Origin of the sequence: Flavobacterium sp. NPDC079362 (assembly GCF_050267765.1) — a bacterium.
In the GTDB taxonomy this organism is placed as follows: Bacteria; Bacteroidota; Bacteroidia; order Flavobacteriales; family Flavobacteriaceae; genus Flavobacterium; species Flavobacterium azizsancarii.
Window position 1 is genome coordinate 1 of the sequence record NZ_JBNNFM010000015.1, and the last position, 14,366, is coordinate 14,366.

At 36.4% G+C, this 14,366-nt stretch carries 10 protein-coding genes; 1 reads left to right on the forward strand and 9 read right to left on the reverse strand.

Going from position 1 to position 14,366, the window contains the following annotated elements:
• Nucleotides 1-84 precede the first annotated feature (84 nt).
• From ligD to ACQKCJ_RS13890, 5 genes are all read right to left on the reverse strand, one after another.
• Nucleotides 85-2,628 carry a DNA ligase D gene (ligD, locus tag ACQKCJ_RS13870; RefSeq protein WP_427402221.1) on the reverse strand — a complete coding sequence of 848 codons (2,544 nt, stop codon included), beginning with the start codon at nt 2,626-2,628 and terminating at the stop codon, nt 85-87.
• Nucleotides 2,615-3,097, reverse strand: a complete 483-nt coding sequence (locus ACQKCJ_RS13875; RefSeq protein WP_271336058.1) for a hypothetical protein — start codon at nt 3,095-3,097, stop codon at nt 2,615-2,617. Before ACQKCJ_RS13875 ends, ligD begins: the two co-directional genes overlap by 14 nt.
• 97 nt (nt 3,098-3,194) lie before the next feature.
• Complete coding sequence (locus ACQKCJ_RS13880) at nt 3,195-3,470, reverse strand: hypothetical protein (RefSeq protein WP_427402222.1); 276 nt, start codon at nt 3,468-3,470, stop codon at nt 3,195-3,197.
• A 79-nt stretch (nt 3,471-3,549) separates the two neighbouring features.
• Nucleotides 3,550-4,008 (reverse strand): hypothetical protein, encoded by a 459-nt coding sequence (locus tag ACQKCJ_RS13885; RefSeq protein ID WP_271336060.1) that lies wholly within the window; start codon nt 4,006-4,008, stop codon nt 3,550-3,552.
• Nucleotides 4,009-4,029: 21 nt separating this feature from the next.
• Nucleotides 4,030-4,155, reverse strand: a complete 126-nt coding sequence (locus ACQKCJ_RS13890; RefSeq protein ID WP_271336061.1) for a hypothetical protein — start codon at nt 4,153-4,155, stop codon at nt 4,030-4,032.
• 306 nt (nt 4,156-4,461) lie between these two features.
• Between ACQKCJ_RS13890 and ACQKCJ_RS13895 the strand changes: the two genes are divergently transcribed.
• Nucleotides 4,462-4,923 carry a response regulator gene (locus tag ACQKCJ_RS13895; protein ID WP_427402223.1) on the forward strand — a complete coding sequence of 154 codons (462 nt, stop codon included), beginning with the start codon at nt 4,462-4,464 and terminating at the stop codon, nt 4,921-4,923.
• 85 nt (nt 4,924-5,008) lie between these two features.
• Here the strand turns inward: ACQKCJ_RS13895 and ACQKCJ_RS13900 are convergent, their stop codons facing one another.
• From ACQKCJ_RS13900 to ACQKCJ_RS13915, 4 genes are read right to left on the reverse strand one after another with little or no spacing between them, the layout of a single operon-like run.
• Nucleotides 5,009-5,854: a hypothetical protein gene (locus tag ACQKCJ_RS13900; RefSeq protein WP_271336063.1), complete on the reverse strand. Its 846-nt coding sequence runs from the start codon at nt 5,852-5,854 to the stop codon at nt 5,009-5,011.
• Nucleotides 5,855-5,902: 48 nt separating this feature from the next.
• Nucleotides 5,903-12,364, reverse strand: coding sequence for a T9SS type A sorting domain-containing protein (locus ACQKCJ_RS13905; protein ID WP_427402224.1), 6,462 nt, complete (start codon nt 12,362-12,364; stop codon nt 5,903-5,905).
• Nucleotides 12,365-12,379: 15 nt separating this feature from the next.
• Nucleotides 12,380-13,519, reverse strand: a complete 1,140-nt coding sequence (locus ACQKCJ_RS13910; protein WP_271336065.1) for an ABC transporter substrate-binding protein — start codon at nt 13,517-13,519, stop codon at nt 12,380-12,382.
• 54 nt (nt 13,520-13,573) lie between these two features.
• A complete protein-coding gene (locus ACQKCJ_RS13915; protein ID WP_271336066.1) occupies nt 13,574-14,167 on the reverse strand; it encodes a phage tail protein in 594 nt (197 codons plus the stop codon).
• Nucleotides 14,168-14,366 lie beyond the last annotated feature (199 nt).

Here is a 14,366-nt window from a genome sequence, read left to right on the forward strand (position 1 = left end):
GTATCGTAAATTAAGAACCGCCTTGGTACGGATCCGTATGCCGGGTGGTGTGGAAGGTCGCCTAGGGAATTAATCCCTAGGCTCCTATCCGATTTCCAGTTTATGCAATATCTTTTTGATATTTGCGCCTTTTCCTAATACAGGCTTCCACAAATCTCCTTTTTTCTCGAAACGGTTCAGAACATTTTTAATGGTAAATTGTGATGGACTTAGTTTCGAATTTACTTCGCTCCATTCTAATGGGGTCGAAACTGTTGCGCCCGGTTTAGGTCTTACGGAATATGGCGCTGCCAATGTTTGCCCGCGTCGGTTTTGCAAGTAATCGACATAAATTTTATGGTTTCTTTTCTTGATACTTCTTTCCAGCGAGGTTGTTTCAGGCGAACGTGAATGTATTTCCCTGGCCAGTAATTCGCTCAGGATTTTGATTGAATCATAATCGTATTGTGCTCCAAGCGAAATGTAAACATGTAATCCCGTAGCTCCTGATGTTTTGCAATAACAATCGGTTTCAAGTTCATCAAGAACCTCTTTTACTATTAAAGCTGTTTTTACAACTTCTTCAAAATTGTCTTTTTCAGGATCAATATCAATTACGAGCCAATCCGGATTTTCGATATGTTTTATGGTAGAATTCCACGGATTCATGTCAATGCAGCCTAAGTTTGCCATATATAGCAAAGTTGCCTTGTCGTTGCAAATCAGATAATTTAAATATTCCTCATTCGATTCTGAGAATACTTTTTTTGTTTTAAGCCAAGATGGAATTTTGTCCACATCGACATCTTTTTGATAAAATCCCGGCGCGTTAATTCCGTTAGGAAAACGATTCATAGATTGCGGACGATCTTTCAGATAAGGTAATATTAAGTCGGCAACTTCATTATAATACTGTACAATTTCGCCTTTTGTTATGCCATCATCAGGAAAATATATTTTGTTTTGGTTGGTAAGGTGCAAAGTCGTTTTGCCAATTTTTAAGTCATAATCATTTTCTGTGGTGTGAGTTGGTTTTTCTTTCATTGTATCTTCTTTTACTTTCGTTTTGGTTGTAGCATTTGATTTAATATTAGAGGGTACAAAAACTTCTGCTGGTTTCTTGTCAATTCTTAAACCCAGATAAACAGGATGTCTTAAGTGTTTGTCATTTGTCCATTCTGAGAATTTTACCTGGCAGACCAATTTTGGTTTTACCCATTGAATTTCATCTCTAATTCCAATTTTTTCGCTCAGCGGAGATTCATCAACAAAATAGGGTTCTAGCTTTGCATACAATTCCTTTAGCGAAGAGTCTGTAAAACCCGTTCCGCATTTGCCTATGAACTCCAGTCTTTTTCCATAATATTGACCAAGTAAAATGGCTCCAAAATATTTTCTCGATTTCTTTGGTTGCGTGATTCCAATAATAATTGCTTCTTCTTCATTTGAGATTTTAATTTTGAGCCAGTAATTGCTTCGTTTATCGGGAGTATAGGTACTATCGGCTTTTTTTGCAATAATACCTTCTCCTTTATTTTTTATCGAAAGGTTAAACTGGTCAAGACCTTTTTCTATGGTATGTTCTGAATAAAAAACATTGGTAAAATCGTACTTATTAAATAAAATCTTCAGCAGTTCTTTTCTTTCGAGCAAAGACAGTTCTGTGATGCTGTTTCCATCCAGATTAAGAAGATCAAAAACGTAATATTTTAAAGTGCCTAAACCGGTTTTAAGGTAGTTTTGTAGGAGTTGAAAATTTGCCTTTCCATTTTCGTCCTCAACAACAATTTCACCATCTAAAACTGCAATATGATCTATTTTTTGTAATTCATTTGCGATGGGTTTAAAACTGGAATTAAAAGATAGTCTATTTCTGCTAAATAATTGTACATCAGAAGGATTAATTACAGAAATAGCTCTGTAACCGTCATATTTATTTTCAAAAACCCAGTCAGCATCATCAAAAGCTTTTTCTTTTGTATTGGCAAGCATTGGTTTGATAAAAACGGCGGGTGTTTGGGCTGAATGATTACTTTTTTTTGAACTTTTCTTTTGATTATTGGCTTCAGCTGTTTTTTTTGAATTTTTTTCCAGTTCTTCGAGGGCTCTCTGAGAAATCACTGATTTATTTTTATTCAGAATATCGCTTTCCGTTGCATGCGGATCTTGTTTTTTTATCAGTAACCAGGCATTTTCCTGTTTCCCTTTTAGTTTTATCAAGGAGAATTCCCCTTTTAGTTTTTTTCCTTTTAGAATAAAACTTAAATGCCCTTTATGAAGATTTGCCAATAATGTCTTTTCTGGATTTGATGAAGGTTCATCAGGGGTGTACGTGCCATTATCCCAAACAATAACATTTCCTGCACCATAATTTCCTTCAGGAATTGTTCCTTCAAAATCTTTATAGCTGTACGGATGATCTTCGACCATCATTGCCAGGCGTTTATCGTCAGGATTCATAGAGGGACCTTTAGGAACCGCCCAACTTTTTAGCACGCCATCCATTTCTAATCTAAAATCATAATGCAAGTGCGATGCAGCGTGTTTTTGCACAACAAAAACCAATTCCTTAGCTGATTTTTCTCTTTTGCCTTTTGGTTCCTGAGTTTGTTTAAAATCTCTTTTTTGATTGTATTTAGACAGTGACATAAGCTTTTGTTAGGATTAAAAAAGTGGAGGAAAGGGAGTATGTAGCGGTTGCAACTAATCCGAAAATAATATGGGCAAGAAGGAGCTGAAAATAATATCCTTTAAAATCGATAGGAGGTTGATGATTGCTCATTTTAAACATAATCATCCAGCCCAGAATACCAATAATACCGCTAATAAAACCGAGTAGGAAGGCACTCAAAAACGAAACAGGCAAAATATTTTTTATCCATAATAAATGATACGCCAGTACAAACAGAAAACCAATAAAATAGTGCAGCAACCAGGCTAGTGTAGCTTTTGATTTCGCTGGTAATTCGATATTTAACCTGGTTAACATAAATGTGAGTAAAACAGGTTCTTTGTACAGTTCGCGAAAGCTTGCAGATGCTGCATAACTAAATAATGTCATGGCTGATGTTGCCGCGATTGAAACTATTATTAATTGAAAAAAAATATAGATATCCATAATGCGTTTTTTAGTTGTTCGTCAGGAGTTCAAATAAAAAAATCATGTACTTCAAATTGGTTTCTTTTTAAATCAGCAATTTGAAGTACATGACTTGTTAGCTATTTCCTTTAAGATCATTTTCAGCATTCTCTTCTGTTTTTGAAGCATTAGAACCTGAGAATTTTTTATAACCTCCCAAGGCCAAAAGCGGTAATGCCCATTTTCCTATTGAAGAAGCTGTTTTTCGTTTCCCCGCTATTTTTAGCGTTAAGCCCAGAACTAAAGAACCTGCGGCTGCGTATAATATTTTATTGGCTGATATTCCATCAGGTTTTTCTTTTATGCCATAACCAATATTTTCACGGGTTTTTGGATTAAAAATATTTTCCATGATTTCGATTTTATAATTAAACATTTTTATACGGATCACTTTTAGGATCAGGATATTTGTTTCTAAATAATGTATGAAACTAAAATTCTCGTGGACTATTTACAGGATCTTTTTCTTCAAGATCCTGATCAATGTCGTATTCCTGATCGAGTTCATCTTGTTTTAAATTATTTGTGGAAAAATTGTCTATTTCACGATCATTTTCGTCATAATCTTCTGTTAGATCATCGTCTAAATCGCTTTCGTCAAGATCTTCTTCTTCTTCAAAATAATCTTCGTCGTCATCGTCTCTGTCAAGTGCGTTGGAGAAATCGTCATCTAAATCTTCCTGATCTTCTTCCTGATTTAGCATTTGGTCCTGATCTGAAAATTCTTCGTCGTTGTTTTTTTGATATTCATCGACATAGCTTTCATCATTGTTATGGCTAATAGCATAGAGATTATTTTCTATTTTTTCAGATTCGATACGCATATCGTCTTCCGGATGATAAAAATTACGGTCATCCCGACCGTAATTCTCGTTGTTTCCTGTTATCATATTGTCAGTGATTTTAAAGAGTTATTTTTTTGTCGTTGGAGACTTTTTTGAATCGGCAGATTTTGTTGTACTTTTTGAAGTGCCCATTTTTTTATCTGTTGATTTTGCACTCGTAGTGCTGCTGTTTTTGTGATTTGAAGTGTTCATGATATTTAATATTAAATTAATAGATAAATAAAAAACCTTTATTCATTTGATTGAATTCTAAAAAGTTAAGTCAAAATTAGGCGGTAGTGATTTTATATACTTATAAAATTTAAACTAGTAATTATATAATTTTCAGCACTTTATGTTTCATGAAAAATGTTCTTCGTTAAAAGTGCTCTAAATGAAAATTATATAAGGAGAAATGAATATTTTGTAAGTTATTTATTCTTATTTTTAAAATATTTACATAGAATTTTGTGCATAAACAGGAGCACATTACTAAATAAGAATCTAAAGGTTTTGATTATGAATAAAAAAGGACCCATTGTAGTAATAGAGAATAAACAGGAAGACCGTAAATTATTTATAGAGGTTTTTAGCGAACTTAACTACGCCAACCAAATTATATATTTTAATACTGCCGAAACGGCTTGCAATTATATGCTTCGTCATCAAATTAAACCTTTTATGGTTTTCTCTGATATTGTGTTATTGAATGTCATGAATTATAAGGTGATGGAAACAAATCCTGATAATAATGGGGTAGGGACTATATTTAATTGTCCGTATTTATTTTTTACGACTTTGTTTGAGCAGAGTTTCATCATTGATCCGTATTCTTTGCCTACTCACAGTTATTTTGTTAAGCCTTATAATTACGAAAAATTTAAACAGGTTATAAAGACGATAATCGAATATTGGCGTAAATCAAAATCGATTGCCCAATACAATAAGAAGGAGACTAAAACAACGAGTCAGATTAAATAGTTATAAAAAAAAGATCCATTCGCCGCAGCAAATGGATCTTTTTATATATTCAAGAATGTTTTTTAAGTTCCAGGATTAATGATGTTTACCGAATCGCATATCTTAGTTTTAATCCATAAGAAACCAATCTTATATTTGAATCTGAAGAATCAAGTATGCTGTTGTATTGCAGTTGCACAGGTAATTCAGGCGCATATTGTACCAGATTTTTGTTTTCTTTGTCTTTATAGATATTATTTAATCCGTAATCTAAATAAATGCCTATATAAATTGCGCTTCTGTCACCAAGATTTTGTTTTAATCCGGTTTCGAAAGTAGCAGAATAAGAAACGTCTGTGTTCAAATCCTGTTTACTTGTTTTTAGATTGTTTACATTTTCGAAACCTGCAAATGCCGGATTAAATAACTCAACATTATATTGCGGATAATAACCACTTGTTGTAAGGTTTTGCATGGTGGTTTCGTACGTTCCACTGGTTGCAAACCCGATTTTGGCTCCTGCTGCAAGATATAATTTTGTTGTTCCGGGCGTTTCAAATTGAATTCCAATTGGAATATTAACGTATCCTAATTTTTGTGTTTCTCTTAGACCAGTTGCTTTATATCTAAATTGGAAAGCTTCATTTTCAGCATCAACAGCATTATATTGTCCGCCAATAAACTGATATTTTGCATCAGATTTATAGGTTTGATATTCCGCACCAATGCCAATACTAAGACCTTCACTTAGATAATAGGAATATCGTATTCCTGCATTTATACCATTTCCAGGCACTACATCTCCAGTATTGCTTTTGAGAAATGAAAATGGTCCTCCAACGGCAATTGATAATTCCTGTTTTTTATCCTGTCCATAACTATTTAGACCGCAACCTAAAAGTAGAGTAACAATTGATATGGATGTTATATAGTTTCGTATATATTTTTTCATCTTATTTTTTTTTATGCCAGTGCTGTTTTTAAATAGCACTGGCAGATTTTATTTATTTACAATTACTTTTAGTGTTTTCTTGATATTGGCAGTTTCAATAACAACTACGTACATATTACTTTCTGCATCTGGCAGCTGAACTTCAGTTAATACTGATGAAGATTTCAGCGTTTTTATCAATTGTCCGGAAACAGAATACAGGCTTATTTGCATGTTTGCCAGTTCCTCTTTAGGAAAATCAGCCTCAACAGTAATCACTTTTCCTGCCTGAATTGGGTTAGGATAAAGCTTAGCTGCTACTGATTTTTGTGTAGTGATTTTAGCGCTGCATGTAGCAAGGACTTTTCCGTCTTTAGTCGTCATTTTCGCGCTATAATCAGCTGATGGATCTAATGTATTTCCCTCAGAATCTCCTGCTGTATAATATTGACCGGTTCCTATTTGTTGTCCATTTTTAAACCATTGGTAAGAAACAAATTCGTACCCACCGTTGGTTTGCGGATTGTTGTTGACAATAAGAACGTTATTGAATTTTTGACGAACGATGTCATAAAAACCAAATGGCTTTTCTACAGTTAAAGTATAATTGGCCGTTGCAGTACCATCCTGAGAAGTAACTACTACATTTTGAGTGTATATTCCCGGTTTTGGTGTAGTAATGGTGAAATTGGCAGAAGGCGTGATAATTGCACTTGTTTCGTTTAGAATGGCAACATTTACGTTGTTTTCATCACAACTCATAACATACGTGATTTCCTTGGCAGGATTTTGGTAATCCTTGTTTCCAATAATAATTTTCGCAATAGTTATGTCATTATTCTTGATAACAAGAAGCTGATCGACAGCCTGAGCAGCTAAAAAATTGTCATTACCATCCTGATGTGCTGTAATTAATAAGTCACCAGATCTTAACATATTAACTAACCCAATTGCTGAAACATTAGCAGGCGGCAGGGCAGAAGTGTATGTAAAAGAGTAACGAACTGGCAAGCCTGAATTGGCCGTAGCTTCTAAATTGAAGTCTTTGATCGCTCCAAGAATTTTTGCAGGTATTGCGTCAAAAGTAATTTGTTGTGCAGCCTTATTGATCGTAAGTTGAGCAGTAAGTGTAACCGCAGAACAATTAGGCGTACTTGCTAGGGGAGATACGATTGCAGTAACAGTATAAACACCAGCATTAGTTGCTCCGTTTTGACTACTTGCAGTTGGTGTAACAGAATATGTTACGTTAGCTCCAACAGGAAGATTTGCGACTTTTAATTCATGAATATTTCCATCATAAGTAAAGGCTGAATCACTAAAAGTTACCTGGCTTAATGGAGATGCTATTACATTAATTGTTTGATTCTGAGTCGAAATGTTTCCCTGACCGTCATCATAACTCCATTTAATGATGTAGCTTCCTACAGCATTGTAGTTTAAAGGGGCAGTGGTTGTACCATTTATAATTCCTGCACAGTTATCAGTAGCTGTTGGCACTGGAATCTGAGAAGATAAAATCGAACAAGTACTCGTAATGTCTGGTAGATTTGTTACATCAGAAACGGGTGCCGTAACATCCGGGGTTGTTATTATAGTAACAGAATTTGTTATTTGACATCCGTTAGCGTCAGTAATTGTTGCCGTATAATTCCCTGCAGCAAGTCCTGTTGCTGTAGCTGCAGTTCCTCCGGATGGTGACCATGCGTAAGAATAAGTACCAGTTCCGCCTGTTGCAGTAACAGTTGCAGATCCGTCAGCTGAGCCAATACAAGTTACATTCGTTTGCGTAACCGCAGCAGTTAATTGAGCTGGTTCAGTTATAGAAACGTTTTCAGTTGTACTACAGTTATTTGCATCTGTAATTGTTACGGTATAATTACCGGGAGACAATCCTGTTGCTGTATCTGCAGATCCTCCTGTAGGCGACCATAAATAAGTATAAGCTCCGGTTCCTCCGGTTGCAGTTACGGTTGCAGCACCATTATTTGCTCCGTTACAATTTACGTTTGTTGTTGTAGTAGTAGCAGTAAATGCAGCAGGTTCTGTTATGGTAAAAGTTTGTGTCGTTTGACATAAGTTGGCATCTTTTACAGTTACGGTGTAAGTTCCTGCGGTAAGTCCCGTTGCTGTTGCAGCAGTTCCGCCTGTTGGGAACCAAGAGTAAGTATAAGCTCCGGTTCCGCCAGTTACAATTACAGAAGCTGATCCGTTTGTTCCGCCATTGCAAGTTAGATTAATTTGAGATGGAGTAACTACAATAACAGTTGGTTCAGTAATAGTAAAGTTTTTTACAGTTGAACAACCATTAGCAGATGTTATTGTTACACTATAATTACCAGCTGTAAGATTGCTTGCAGTATCTGCAGAACCTCCTGAAGGCGACCACACATAAGTAAAAGGACCTGGAGCACCTGATGGCACTACCGTAGCTGAACCGGTATCTGAACCGTTACAAAAAACATCTGTTTGTGATGTGGTAGCAACGAGTGTATTGGTTGTATTAATAGTAAAGTTTTTAGTGATTGTACAACCATTAGCATCCGTAATTATAACACTATAGTTTCCTGCTGCTATTCCTGTTATTATTGCAGTTGTTTGACCCGAAGACCATGAATAAAAATAAGGGCTTACACCGCCACTAACAGTTACACTTGCCTGTCCAGGTAATAAACAGGTTGCATCTATTTGGCTTGTTGTAGCACTTAAGGTTGCAGGTTGACCAATAGTAATTGAATTCGATACAAAACAACCTTTAGCATCAGTAATTTTACAGGTGTAAGTTCCAATTGTAAGACCGGTTGCTGTTGGTGCAGTACCTCCCGAAGGTGACCATTCATAAGTATAGTTACCATTTCCGCCCAAAGGAGCTACAGTTGCTGTTCCGGTTGCTCCACCATTACATAATACATCTGTTTTAGTAATTGACGACATTAAAGGTGTAGGTTCATATATTGTAATACTTGCCGTAGTAGTACATGTATTTCCATCTTGAATAGTTACAGTATACGTTCCCTGGGAAAGTCCTGATGCAGTTGCAGCGTTACCTCCGGTAGGTAACCATAAATAGGTATATGAACCAACTCCTCCGCTTACAGTAACAGTTGCAGTTCCGTTTGTTCCTCCATTACAAGAAACATCGGTTTTTGCTATTGTAGGAGATAATGCAGAAGGACTACCAACAGTGACAGGTTGAATCAATATACATCCTTTTGAGTCTGTAATTGTACAAGTATAATTTCCGGCAGAAAGTCCTGTAGCAAAAGCTGCAGTTCCTCCAGAAGGTGTCCATGAATAAGAATAATTAGGAGTTCCTCCAGATACCGTTACGCTTGCAGTACCATTTGATCCGCCAAAACAGCTAACTCCTGTTGAAGCTGTAGTTGCAGAAAGTGCTGCTGCAGGCTGACTGATGCTAAAGTTTTGAGATGTCATACATCCATTATCATCGAATATCGTTGCAGTGTAATTTCCAGCGGATAAGCCTGAAGCTGTGGTTCCTGTCCCACCAGAAGGAGCCCAAGAGTACGAGTAAGAACCGGTTCCGCCCGTTACATTTACGGTAGCTGATCCGGTTGTATCTCCATGACAATTTACATTGACAGTTGTTCCTTGAAAAGCAGTTAATGGAGTTAAAGGTTGTGTTATTATAAATATTCTTGTAGTAAAACAATTATTTTTATCTGTAATTGTTACAGTATAAGTTCCTGCTATCAAATTTGAAGCAGTAGCTGCAGTTCCTCCAGATGGTGTCCATGAATAGGTGTAACCAGGCGTTCCGCCCGTTACAATTACACTAGCACTGCCTGTCGCGTCTCCATTACACAATATATCATTTTGAGATGTAGTTACCGCTAATGGAGTCGGTTTTACAAGTGTAAAAGATTGTGTTGCAGTACAGCCTTTTCCGTCTGTAACTGTAACAGTATAGGTACCGTCTGAAAGTCCGGAAGCTGTAATTCCTGTTCCTCCAGATGGTGACCATGAGTAAGTATAAGGTAAAGTTCCTCCTGTAACTGCAACAGTTGCAGATCCGTTACCGCCAATATTACAACTAGGATTAATAACTGCGTCCTGAGAAGCTACTAATGCTGGTGGTTCTGTAATTGTAAAGGCTTGTGTTACTGAACAAGAAAAAGAATCGGTAATAGTTACAGAGTAATTCCCTTGCGTTAAATTCGATATTGTAGGTGTAGTTGCGCCATTCGTCCAAAGATAAGAATAGGTTCCGGATCCTCCTATAGGAGTAACCGCTGCCGAACCATTAGCACCACCGTTACAACTTACATTTACTTGTGTTGGAGTAGGATTTATAGCTGTTACTGATCCTACTGAAATATTATTGAAAGTTCGGCTACATGCATTAGCATCAGTAACTGTAACACTGTAAATTCCTGTGGCAAGCCCTGAGGCTGTTGCGCCAGTAGCTCCATTTGACCATAAATAGGTTTTTGTCCCTGTTCCTCCTGATACAGTAATAGTTGCACTACCATTAGATGCTCCAAAACAACTAACAGCTGTTGTACTTGCGATTCCTGATAGTCCTGCTACTGGTCCGTCTACTGTAATTCCGGTAATAGTAGATGGGCAGCCATTATTATCTGTGATAGTAACGCTGTAAGTTCCTGCTGTAAGTCCGCTTGCAGTTGCACCGGTTCCTCCAGAAGGAGCCCATGAATAAGTATATCCTCCGACACCTCCTGATGGAGTAACTGTAGCACTACCATTACTTCCTCCAAAACAAGAAACCGGTGTAGTAGCAACAGTTCCGCTAACTGCGGCTGTAGGTCCTTCTACAACTATTCCCGTTACAATTGTACTACATAAATTAGCATCTCTAACCGTAACATTATAAGTTCCAGCCAAAAGTCCTGTAGCTGTGGTACTTGTAGCTCCGTTAGACCATAGATAGGTTTTTGTTCCTGTTCCTCCTACTGCAGTAACAGTTGCAGTACCATTAGAACCATTAAAACAAGAAACCGGAGTTGTAGAAGACGTTGCGGTCAGAGCGGTTGTAGGACCTCCTACATTAATATTTGAAATAGTTTTTGTACATAAATTACCATCTGTAATAGTAACACTGTAAGTTCCGGATGCAAGTCCGCTTATGCCAGATGTTGTTGCTCCGTTAGACCATAGATATGTATATCCGCCAGCACCTCCGTTTGCAGTAATGGAAGCAACACCAGTAGGTAGTCCAAAACAAGCTACTGCAGATGTTGAAGGAGTTCCATCAAGTACTGGTGGCTGAGTTATTAAGAATGGTCTGGTGATTTGTGTTCCTTCACCATCAGTAATTGTAACCGTGTAATTCCCGGCTGTAAGATTAGAGGCTGTTGCTCCTGTACCTCCAGACGGTAACCAGGAATAGCTATAATTTAGCGTACCACCAGTTACAGTTACAGAGGCTGAACCAGTTGGAGCTCCGTTACAAAGGACATTAACTTGTGGGGTTGCTGTTGTACTTAAACCTGCGCCTGTATTAAATGTTAATTCAGCACCATAACTGGTACCTGCACTGTTAGTAGCATAAGCTCTGTAATGAATAGTCGTTCCAGAAGGAAGTCCGGTAATAGTAGCACTAAATGATCCCGTTCCGGTTCCATTTTGAATTTTGTGATCTGCAATGGTTGGAGATGCAGTTGTAGCCCAAACGATTCCTTTTTGTACCATTGCGTCACCACCATTTAGACTTACATTTCCACCCATAAGTGCTGAAACAGCCTTAACACTTGTAGCTGTAGTAGTTGTAACTGTTGCAACAATAACAGTAGATACTGCAGGTACAGGGTAATTTGTAGGAATTATTCCTAAATCAAGAGTTGGAGTAGCAGCTGGATTGTGCAACCAATTCGCTGGATTATTAATGCTAAGTAATAAATTAGCAACAGTACCGGTTAAAGTACCATTGTATTTACTGTTAGCCAATTCAGGACCAGGTGCCGGAAATAAAGAAATACAAGTTTCACCATTAACTAAGCCAGGTGGTAAGGAACTTTCGTTTCCTCCACTTGCTCCAACTGCAGTATTCCATGTGGTTAATGGGTCGTAATCATTAAGATTATAATCTCCATGAATAGCTGCAATAAATGTCGGCGATGCAGGCTCCGGTCCTGTAACAGACTGATATGCGAGTATTTGGTCACCACCAGATAAATTAAAATTAACGCTTTGTACTATTACGACAGAAGACTGAGCAGTTCCTGTTATCGTGAAAACATCGTCTGTAGCCGTTTCAATAATAGATATTATTGTACCTGCAGGAGTAAAAGCAGGTACTGTCCACCGTAAATGTGGTTCAGTAGTACTGCCAGCCCAAGTTCCGTTACCCCATCCTTTTTCGGTTAAGAATAAGACTGTTCCTAAAGTCATATCTTTGAGGGTAATAAAAGAAAAACCATCATTCGCAGTTCCGGTTTGATAGCCAATAAAGGCTATATCACCTGGAGCCAGAATAGTTTGGGCATTTGCATTTTGTTGTACAAAGAATGTACATAAAATGACGATAAATGTGAGTAATTTTCTTTTCATAACATAAAATTTAGTTTAGTGACATAAATAAGCATTCTGCCAACCACCCACTTGATCAGGTTTTGTAAATGAAGTAATAGCTTTAGTAAAATGCCCATCATTTACAAATGTTTGGATCTTTTTAAAGTTTATATTGCTATTAGCGGAATCAAAATTTAATTGATAGATATGGTGGTTAAATAGTGTTGTGTTTGTATCCTTATCAAATTCAATATTTCCTCTGGGACCTGCAATTTCTAATTTTTTAATTTCTTCAATTAAAGAATTTATCTGAAGGTTGTTGTCGGTATTAAGAAGGATGTTTTTTAATATTAGCCCGTTTTCATAGCCTAAAATAGAAAATAAGGATGGATTCTCGGAGTATTTGTCTTTATACTCATTAGTAAAGTTCGTTGTATCAGTATCATTTTGCATCCAGGAACTTACTACGTAAAGTTCGTACTGGGTATTTTTATATTCTTGTAAAATTGTATCATTAATAAAAAATGGAGTTACATAAAAGGGATACTTTTGAGTAATTTTATTTTGGTTTACAAAATTGGCATTTTCCTCAGAATACAAACCACTATAGAAAGCAAAAACAGCATCCGGTTCATGAGTATTAATAAATTGATCCATATGTGCAGACTCATTTTCTCTGGGTACAAAAGGAGTAATATAATGTCCTGAAAAAAGATTTTTTTCTTTAAAACCATATTCAATTGCAGATAACATACCATAGCCGGAATCATAGAATGAGGTAGAGCTTACAATTTTTTGATAGTTTTTAGTTTTTAGATAATTGCCCAAATGATAGCACGATTCTGCTAAACCAAAAGAATTAATGTAAACTCCTTTATAAGTTTGCGTTTCGTAAGGCATCGTTGCTCCAATTTCTGCGGCAAGCAATAAAATATCATTATTCGAAGCATAATTATAAACTTCGGCTATGTTATGATGGCCAAAAAAGCCAATGATAATAGATACATCTTCCTGAAAATTTAATTTTTGTATTTTCTCAATTATCATTTTCTCATCTGCACCAATTCCAATACTTTCAACAAAAAATTTAACATTGAGATTATTAAGTTTTAAACCTCTCATAAAGTCTCTGTCTAATGTTGGATATTGCCGTGATTTTGGAATTAGAATTCCTATTTTAATAGTGTTGGCCATAAAAGGAGATTAAAAAAACAGAGGCACTATTGCCTCTGTTTCATTTTGAATTTATTAATTTCTAGAAGGAAAAACACCTGATGTAGCTATGGAATAATTTACAACCAGATAAGGATTTAGTATCGGAAATGGTTGATTGCCTCCAGCTATAGCGGTAGTACCACTAATTGTAGAGGTTAGACCGGCAATTTTATTTGATGTTCCTCCTGGTTCACTATATATGCTAGGAACATCACCAGCTGCAGCAAAAGTATTTTTACCGTTATCAGTTTCATTAGTTATTGTTCCTCCGCTTAATGCATTAGCTCCGGTAGTTATAGTAGCTTGGCCAGCATTTGTTCCTGACACAAGATTGTGTACGTGTCCCGGGACATTATTTATTGTTAATGTAATGTTTTCATTTCCGTTTCTTTCTCCTATAACGTAGTTACTTAAACCGGGTCCTTGTCCCTGACCTATAAGAGTTCTTCCTCTTAAGTCAGGTATAGCAAATGTATTTATTCCATCACCTCCATAGTATGTTCCTATTAAGGCATAAAGAGCACTGTTTTGTGATACGGACAAAAGTTGTCCGTTACAAAGAAGCCAGCCTTGTGGGTTAAAGTTAAATCCAAAAGCTAGAATTGTTCCTAGAAAAATGTCGCTCATAATTTTAAGTTTTTAATTGGTTAATGTTAGATTTATAAAAGGGTAATATGATTTTAATAGTACAACGTTGTATGCGTTTATATGGCTAAGTTACTTTGTGTAAAGTTTTTATTTACAGGTGTCTATGCCTGTTTTTGAATAATTGAAAACAACAGTGATGTTAATTCAATATTTTCGTTTAATTACTTAGTTTGTTTAA